The following is an 8,132-nucleotide window of genomic DNA, read 5'->3' on the forward strand; positions in this document are numbered from 1 at the left end:
TTTTGAATTTGTTATCTAAGGCTCTTATCTCCCCCTTGCGGGGGACTTCGCAGTTCTGCTGGGTCATGGCAATGAGACTCCGGTTTTCTTGGATATCTCTTTTAGAAGGCCGATGCCCATGTCCCAGTTGTGGCAGGGAACCGGCACGACCAGGCCGTTCTTTTCCATCATGAAATGCGAGCCTTTCACCCGCACTACTTTCCAGCCGTGCTGTTTCAATGCTTTCACCACATCCTTGCCTTTCACAAATCAGTAATACATCATAAATGGTGTTTTGTCAACAAGGTATGTCAATTTTCCAATGATGTAAGGGCGACCGGCCGGTCGCCCCTACGATAATCCTCAGGTCAGGTTTTTCAGATATTCGACCAGCAGGCGCACGCCGAATCCGGTCGCCCCTTCGGCGGCCAGCCAGAAACCGGGCTTGCTCAGGAAAGCCGTGCCGGCGATGTCCAGGTGGGCGAAGGGGACGGAGCCGGTGAACTCGTTCAGGAACAGGCCGGCTTTGATGGAAGAAGCGCCGTGGTAGTCGGCGTTTTTAAGGTCGGCGATCTTGGCCGTGATGTCCCGGCGGTACTCGCTGAACAGGGGCAGCTCCCAGAGCAGTTCTCCGCAGGCGTCGCCGGCCTGCAGCAGCTCGCTGCGCAATTTCCTGTTGCGGCACATCAAGCCGGCGATGCCGTCGCCGAGGGCGGTGACGATCGCTCCGGTCAGGGTGGACAGTTCGATGATGGCGTCCGGTTTTTCCCGGCTGGCAATGATCAGGGCGTCGGCCAGGATCAGCCTCCCCTCGGCGTCGGTGTTGACGATCTCGACCGTTTTCTTGTTGGCGTAGGTGATGATGTCGCCCGGCTTGTAGGCCCTGGCCCCGGGCATGTTTTCAGCCACGGCGGCCAGGGCGGTCACCTGGAACGGCAGGCGCAGCACGGCCGCGCTCCTGACAACGGCCAGGGCCACCGCCGCTCCGGCCATGTCGCTTTTCATCTCTTCCATGCTGGCCCCGGCGAGCTTGATGTTCAGGCCGCCCGAATCGAAGGTGATGCCCTTGCCGACCACCACCACCCGGCGCGAGGCGTTTTCCGGGGCGTAGTCCAGGCGAATCAGGGCCGGCGAACAGCAGGCGGCGGCGCCGACCGCCAGCAGCCCGTTCAGCCCGTGCTCGGCCAGCTCGTCTTTCCTGAAAACGGTCAGCGCCAAGCGGTGCTCCCGAGCCAGGGCGGTCGCCGTCTGCACCAGCGTGTCGGGGGTGATCCGGGCCGGGATCTCGTTGACCAGGTCGCGGCAGAAGACCACGCTGCGGTTGATCGTTTCCCTTTCCCTGGCCGCGGCAGCGTTGAAAGGCATTTTGTCCCGGCAGAACAGGTCGAGGCGTTGCACGGGTTTGTTCTTTTTGCGCAGGTAGCGGTCGAAAGCGTAGTTGTTCAGGTGCAGGTAATCGATCAGATTGAGGAGAAACGGATTTGAAAGCGGGGGGCGGGCGCTGATGTACAGCAACGCGCGGCTGACGCGCTTTTCCCGCAGCTGCAGCATGATGCGGCAGGCCAGGGCGCGGGCGTCGGCCGGACGGTTGCTCCGCCCGGCACCGACGAGGAGGAACTGGCGCCGGCCGGAGGGCGAATGGCAGAACAGCGCGTCGTTGTTTTTGGGCAGCGTTTTCTTCTGCCGCAGCAGCTCGGCCAGCTCCGGGAATTCCCGCCCGATGGCGCTGACAACGGTCGGGGAAAGGCCGCGGAACAGGGGGATGACAATGGTCCCGGACCGTTGGGGGTCCAGTTTGGCGATTTTGCTTATTTTCATTTCATTCCCGCCGGTTTTTCGCGAAAGTGGTCGAAACCGAAGACGGCGACCTGCAAAGGACGTCCGTCCTCGCGCACGAGCAGGCGCCGTCCTGCCGTGACCCGGCCGATGACATGGTAGGCCATCTTCGTCTGACGCAGGCGGCTTTCACGGCGGGGGGATACGGCGAACAGCAACTGGTAGTCCTCGCCGCCGGCCAGCACCAGTTCTTTTTCAGAACAGTGCTGCTGCCGGCACGCCCGCCGGAAGGACGGTGAAATTGGAATTTTCCCGTAATCGATCTCGGCGCCGGTCCCCGAGGCTGCCAGCAGGCGGGAAAGGTCCAGGAGCAGTCCGTCGGACACGTCGATCATGGCGCTGGCGTAAGCGGAAAGCAGCAGCCCCTGAGCGCACTGCGGCTGCGGCTTCTGGTGAGTGCGGATGAAAGGGGAGCGCGTCACGCCGGCGAGCAGCTGTTTCAGCCCCAGGGCCGATTCCCCGGTCGGGCCGGTGACGGCGATCAGGTCGCCGGGCCGGGCGCCGCTGCGCAGGACCGGTTTTTGGCACTGGCCGATGATGGTGATGGCGATGGACATTTTCTGCGCGCGCGAGTAGTCGCCCCCGGCCAGCTCGACGTCCCATTCGCGGCAGCCCTGGCGCAGGCCGGCGAAAAACTGATGCAGGTCGCGGCCGGTCAGGCGCCCGGGAAAACCGAGGCCGAGATAGAAATACTGGGCCCGGCCGCCCATGGCGGCAATATCCGACACGTTCACCGCCAGCGCTTTCAGGGCCAGCTGGCGCAACGAGATGTCCTGGAGGCGGAAATGGACGTCCTCGATCAGGATGTCGCAACTGACCAGCTGAAAATGGCCGTTGCTGCGGACGACCGAGGCGTCATCGCCGATGCCCAGGCCGCGGCGAAAGGGGAATTGCCTCTTCAAATAGGCGACAAATTTCTGTTCGTCCATTAAAATATCTTTTTGATCAGAGCGGCGTTGACGGCATCCTTGAAATCCGATACAAAGATGAAGCTCATGGCCTGAATAGGCCCGTTTTTGAGCTCGCTCAGGTCCTTCTTGTTCTTGTCGGGCATGATGATGGTGCGGATGCCGGCCCGGCGCGCCGAGAGGACTTTCTCCTTGATGCCGCCCACGGGCAGGATCTTGCCGCGCAGGGTGATCTCGCCGGTCATGGCGATCTCGCGGTTCACGGCGATGCCGGTAAAGGCCGAGATCAGGGCGGTGGCCAGGGTGATGCCGGCCGAGGGCCCGTCCTTGGGGATGCCGCCCTCGGGGATGTGGATGTGGATGTCGTTCTTCTCGAACGTCTCCGCGGCCAGATGCAGCTGGCCCGCCGAGGCCTTGATCAGGCTCAGGGCGGCGCTGGCCGATTCCTTCATCACATCGCCCAGCGACCCGGTCAGGATCAGCGTTCCCTTGCCGGGAACCAGCTTGACCTCGATGAACAGGATGTCGCCGCCGTACGGGGTCCAGGCCATGCCGGTGGCCACGCCCACCGCGCTCTCCTCCAGCAGCTGGTCGCGGAACAGCCTGGGGATGCCGGCGTATTTTTCAAGGTTGCGGCCGGTGATCTTGTACAGCTTCTTCTCGCCCAGGGCGACCTTGTGGGCCACTTTGCGGCAGATGCCGCCGATCTCCCTTTCCAGGTTGCGCACGCCCGCCTCGCGGGTGTAGAGGGCGATGATGTTTTTCAACGCCCCGGGGGTGAACTCGATCCAGTGCGCGTGCAGCCCGTTGGCCTCGATCTGGCGCGGGATCAAGTGGCGGCGGGCGATCTCGATCTTCTCCTCCTCGGTGTAGCCGTGGATCTCGATGACCTCCATGCGGTCGCGAAAGGCCGGCTGGATGGGTTCGATCAGGTTGGCGGTGGTAATGAACAGGACCTTGGAGAGATCGAACGCGACGCCCAGGTAGTGGTCGGTGACGGAGTTGTTCTGCTCCGGGTCGAGTACTTCCAGCAGGGCCGAGGACGGATCGCCGCGGAAATCCTGGCCGATCTTGTCCACCTCGTCCATCATGAACACCGGGTTGTCCGAGGCGGCGTTTTTCAGCTCCTGGATGATTTTTCCGGGCAGCGCCCCGACGTAGGTGCGGCGGTGGCCGCGGATCTCGGCCTCGTCATGGACCCCGCCCAGGGAAATGCGCACGAATTTCTTGTTCAGGGCCCGGGCGATCGACTTGCCCAGCGAGGTCTTGCCGACCCCGGGCGGGCCGACGAAGCACAGGATGGGGCCGTGGGTCTTGGCGCTCAGCTTGCGCACGCTCAGGTATTCCAGTATCCGCTCCTTGACCTTTTCCAGGCCGTAGTGGTCGTGGTTCAATATGGCCTTGGCCCGCTTCAGGTTCATGTTGTCCTTGCTGGAAACCCCCCAGGGCAGTTCGAACATCCAGTCCAGGTAGGTCCGTATCACCGAGCTCTCGGCCGATTCCGGGTGCATCTTTTTAAGGCGCTCGATGTTCTTTTCGGTCTCCTTGTGGGCGGCTTCGGACATTTTCGTTTCATCCAGTTTTTTCTGGTAGGCGTTGATCTCGTCGGCGTTCTCGGCTTCTTCGCCCAGCTCCTTCTTGATGGCCTTCAGCTGCTGGCGCAGGAAATATTCCTTCTGGTTCTTGTCCATTTCGCCCTGGGCCTTGACGTTGATCTGGTTCTGGATGTTGAGCATTTCGATCTCGTAATTCAAAAATTCGTAGACCTTGCCCAGCCGCTTGAGCGAGTTGACCTCCTCCAGGATGCGCTGCGAATCCTGGATTTTCAATTCCAGGTTGGCGGCGATGATGTCGGCCAATTTCCCGGGTTCCTCGATGTTTTCGGCGATGATCAGGATTTCATTGGAGATGGACTTTCCCAGCTTGCCGGCCTGCTCGAACTTCTGGCGCACGTTCTTGATCATGGCCTTGTCTTCCAAAGTCAGCGGGCCCGGCTCCTCGTCCTCCTGCGGCTCGACTTCGGCTTGCATGATCTTGCCGTCGTCGTTCAAAGTCCGCACCTTGACCCGGGAGATGCCCTGGACCAGCACGCGCATGCGTCCGTCCGGGAGCTTGAGCATGCGCACGATCAGGGCCACCGTGCCGTACTGGTACAGCTGCTCCGCGCTCGGGTCCTCGACGTTCATGTCCTTCTGGGTCAAGAGCAGGATCAGGCGGTCGCTGTTCAGGGCGGAATCGACGGCTTTCTTGGACTTGGCCCGGCCGACGTACAGCGGCACGATCATGTAGGGGAAGACGACGATGTCGCGCAACACCAGGACGGGCAGCTTCTCCGGGATGGCTATCTTTTCCAGCCTCTCTTCCTTTTCCGTACTTGGGGTGATGCCTTTTTGTTCTTCAGCCATGGGTCACCTCGTCACTTGATTTCCACGGAGACTTCAGCTATGACTTTCTTGCAGATCTCAATAATCAGGACGCCGTTTTCCATATGCGATGTGATCTTGTTGGTGTCCAGCGGGAAATCGATGACAATTTTCTTGTAGAAGGCTCCGAATTCCCGCTCGAACAGGTAGTAGGTCACCAGCCCCTGGTCGAGGCGGGATTGCTTCTTGATGCCCTTGAAGATCAACTCCTGGTTGTTGAGCAGGGTGATGGAGACATCGTTCTTGTCGACGCCGGGAAGCTCCATTTCGATGATCAGGGAATCCTGCGTTTCGACGATATTGGTGTTCGGCTTCCAGTCGATATGGGTGCTGATGCCGGAGGGAAAATTCTTGCTGATCTCGATCTCGAAAAAAGGATAATGCTTTTTTGCCAATCACTCCTCCTTTTTCTAAAGGCTGTGCAGCTCGGTCAGGAACTCCTGCAGGCTCTTGAATTCCAGGTAGACCGAAGCGAAGCGGACATAGGCTACCTTGTCCATGGTTTTCAATTTTTCCATGATCATTTCGCCGATGCGCTCGGAGCGCACTTCCCGTTCCGAGCGCGAGAAAAACTCTTCGACCTGGCTGGCCAGCTGCTCGATCTGCTTGGTCTGCACCGGCCTTTTCTCCATGGCCCGATACAGCCCCTTGCGGATCTTGTCGATGTCGAACGGTTCGCGCCGGCCGTCCTTCTTGACCACCATCAGCGGTATGTTTTCGATTTTTTCGTAGGTGGTGAAGCGCTTGCCGCAGCCGAGGCATTCGCGGCGGCGCCGGATGTAAAGGCCGTCCTTACTTTCCCTGGTTTCGATCACCTTGTCGGCGATTTTAGAGCACTGTGGACAGTTCATCTTTTTTTTTCAACCTAGAGATAATTTTAAAATTCAACCCCTCGCGCCAGAGGGCAATAAGGCCAAGAGTGATCGGCATGGCCAGGAGCAGGAAATGGAAAAGAATGGTGAACGCCACCGCCGTCGCGGGGCTGGCGCTGCCCAGGCCGGTCAGGGCGTATTTGCAAGCCAGATCCAAGCTTCCGGCCATGCCCGGGGTGGGAATCGCCGCCGAGACGAAAATGACCGCCAGGAAGGGGATGGTGGTCGGCAGGTCCATGGCCAATCCGGAGAATCCCCGCATCAGCAGCCAATAGGAAAACAAGATGATCGACCAGTGCAGCAGGGAGAGACAGCCGACCTTCAGCAGGCCCGCCCAACCCAGGTCCAGGTTCAGGGCCTTGATGAAATGGACGGCGAAGGAGACCGCCTTTTCGCGACCGCGTGCCGGCAGCAACCGGACCAGGGCGCGGATGAGCCGCTCGGTGCGCGGGGAGAATCTCTTCGAGTTGGCCAGGGTGATGATGGCGAACAGCAGCAGCACCGCCGGGAGCAGCAGCAGGACCAGCGTTCTCAGCTTGAGCAGCGTCGGTGACGGCCGCCCCAGGCCCAGGCCGAGGTAGACGAGCAGCATGAGCATGACCGTGAGCAGGTCGAACAGCCGTTCATTGATGATGGTGGCGATGGCCTGGCTCTTTTTGATCTCTTCCTTTTCGGCGAGCATGACCGGCCGGGCGATCTCGCCCAGCCGCCCGGGCAGCAGGTAGGAAACCATGAAGCCGATCAGGGTGAAATTCAGCAGGCTGGCGATGGCGATGTTTTTTTTGAAGGGGCTGAGCAGAACCCCCCAGCGACAGGCGCGGACGATGTATTGCGGCAGCGCCAGCAGCAGGAAGGCGAGCGGGTAGAGGAGCGGGATCGTCCGCCATATTTTTCTTATTTCGGGAAAATCGACGCGCTGCAGGAATAAAAAGACGAACAGGGCGGACAGGCTAAGGATCAGCGTTACTTTCCAGAGTTTCATCTCCCGCCATGGTAATATTTTTCCCCCGGCGTGTCAAACGGGAGCGCGGAGTTGAAACAGCGGCGGCGGCCTAGGCGGTGTGCTCGGGCAGGAACAGGATGAAGGTCGTGCCCGCGTTTTTTTCGACCTCGATTTCGATCCAGCCGGCGCACTCCTCGATGATCTCCTTGACTGTCGTCAAACCCAGGCCGGTGCCCTTGTCGCCCTTGGTGGTGAAGTACGCTTCGAAGATCTTGCCGATGACCTTTTCGTCGATGCCTGTGCCGTTGTCGGATATCCGGGTGCGAATGTAGTTCTTTGCTTCCCGGGAGATGAAAATACGGTCGACGCTGATGCGGATCAGGCCCCTGTCCCGCTGCGCGGCCCAGATGGCGTCCTTGGCGTTGATCAGCACGTTGAACAGCGCCAGTAGGAATTTCTCCTTGTTCATCAGCACGGTCAGGGTCTTGTCGGTGATCGCGGTTTCGACTTCGATCCTCTTCAGCACGGTTTTCCCGAGCAGGTTGAGCACGGTTTCGATGGCGCCGCCCACGTTCACCCGCTCCTTTTTCAGCTTCTCCTTTTTCGAAAAATCCAGGATGTCCTTGCCCAGGTTGAAGGCGCGCAAGGCCACGTCCTCGATCATCTGCGTGCGCTTGAAGTTGGGGTGGCCGTGGCCGACCTCCTTTTTGAGCATGCTCAGGTGGCCGAGCAGGCTGGTCATCAGGTTGTTGAACTCATGGGTGAAGCGGCTCAGCAGCTCCCCCAGCGTCCCGAGTTTCTTGGCATGCAGCAGCTTTTCCTCCAGCTCGAATTTTTCGCTGACGTCTTCTATCTGCAGGACCAGGGCCGGCGCGCCGGGCAGCTGGATCTTGTACATGGTCAGGCGCAGAACTTTTTCACTGCCGTCGGGGTGGACCACCGAAAAACCGTCGTAAAAACAGGGCTTGCCGCTCAGCAGCACCTTGAAGTAGTCCTCCTTCAGCGTGTGCAGCAGCGGCAGGTATTCGAACAGCTGCTTGTCCTTGAACTGGTCCAGCGGCCGGGCCAGCATTTTTTCAGCCGCCGGGTTCATGGTGATGACCTCGGCGCTCTCGTTGCCGATGACGATCGCCGAAGGGGAATACTCGACGATTTTTTCAAAGAACTGCTG

At 60.0% G+C, this 8,132-nt stretch carries 8 protein-coding genes; all 8 read right to left on the minus strand.

The annotated features are described in order from the left end of the window. Positions 1-63: 63 nt before the first annotated feature. Positions 64-246, minus strand: a complete 183-nt coding sequence (locus NTW95_10635) for a type II toxin-antitoxin system HicA family toxin (protein ID MCX6557869.1) — start codon at positions 244-246, stop codon at positions 64-66. Positions 247-342: 96 nt separating this feature from the next. Further along, a complete protein-coding gene (locus tag NTW95_10640) occupies positions 343-1,797 on the minus strand; it encodes a leucyl aminopeptidase (protein ID MCX6557870.1) in 1,455 nt (484 codons plus the stop codon). Beyond that, positions 1,794-2,744 (minus strand): thiamine-phosphate kinase, encoded by a 951-nt coding sequence (gene thiL / locus NTW95_10645; protein ID MCX6557871.1) that lies wholly within the window; start codon positions 2,742-2,744, stop codon positions 1,794-1,796. The genes NTW95_10640 and thiL overlap by 4 nt, the downstream gene beginning before the upstream one ends. Continuing rightward, entirely contained in the window at positions 2,744-5,128 is a 2,385-nt protein-coding gene (gene lon / locus NTW95_10650) for an endopeptidase La (GenBank protein ID MCX6557872.1), read from the minus strand. The genes thiL and lon overlap by 1 nt, the downstream gene beginning before the upstream one ends. An 11-nt stretch (positions 5,129-5,139) precedes the next feature. Beyond that, complete coding sequence (locus NTW95_10655; GenBank protein ID MCX6557873.1) at positions 5,140-5,541, minus strand: Hsp20/alpha crystallin family protein; 402 nt, start codon at positions 5,539-5,541, stop codon at positions 5,140-5,142. Positions 5,542-5,556: 15 nt separating this feature from the next. Continuing rightward, positions 5,557-5,997: a transcriptional regulator NrdR gene (gene nrdR / locus NTW95_10660; protein ID MCX6557874.1), complete on the minus strand. Its 441-nt coding sequence runs from the start codon at positions 5,995-5,997 to the stop codon at positions 5,557-5,559. Then, positions 5,975-7,000 (minus strand): lysylphosphatidylglycerol synthase transmembrane domain-containing protein, encoded by a 1,026-nt coding sequence (locus tag NTW95_10665; protein MCX6557875.1) that lies wholly within the window; start codon positions 6,998-7,000, stop codon positions 5,975-5,977. The genes nrdR and NTW95_10665 overlap by 23 nt, the downstream gene beginning before the upstream one ends. A 70-nt stretch (positions 7,001-7,070) precedes the next feature. Then, positions 7,071-8,132, minus strand: a 1,062-nt coding sequence (locus NTW95_10670) for an ATP-binding protein (protein MCX6557876.1), incomplete at its 5' end; no start/stop codon positions are given.

It is taken from the genome of Candidatus Aminicenantes bacterium (genome assembly GCA_026393795.1).
Classification (GTDB): domain Bacteria; phylum Acidobacteriota; class Aminicenantia; order UBA2199; family UBA2199; genus UBA2199.

Excerpts from the sequence above, each read along its gene's own strand:
- NTW95_10640 (MCX6557870.1), bottom strand. The coding sequence starts at position 1,797 with ATGAAAATAAGCAAAATCGCCAAACTGGACCCCCAACGGTCCGGGACC.
- thiL (MCX6557871.1), bottom strand. The coding sequence starts at position 2,744 with ATGGACGAACAGAAATTTGTCGCCTATTTGAAGAGGCAATTCCCCTTT.
- lon (MCX6557872.1), bottom strand. The coding sequence starts at position 5,128 with ATGGCTGAAGAACAAAAAGGCATCACCCCAAGTACGGAAAAGGAAGAG.
- nrdR (MCX6557874.1), bottom strand. The coding sequence starts at position 5,997 with ATGAACTGTCCACAGTGCTCTAAAATCGCCGACAAGGTGATCGAAACC.
- NTW95_10665 (MCX6557875.1), bottom strand. The coding sequence starts at position 7,000 with ATGAAACTCTGGAAAGTAACGCTGATCCTTAGCCTGTCCGCCCTGTTC.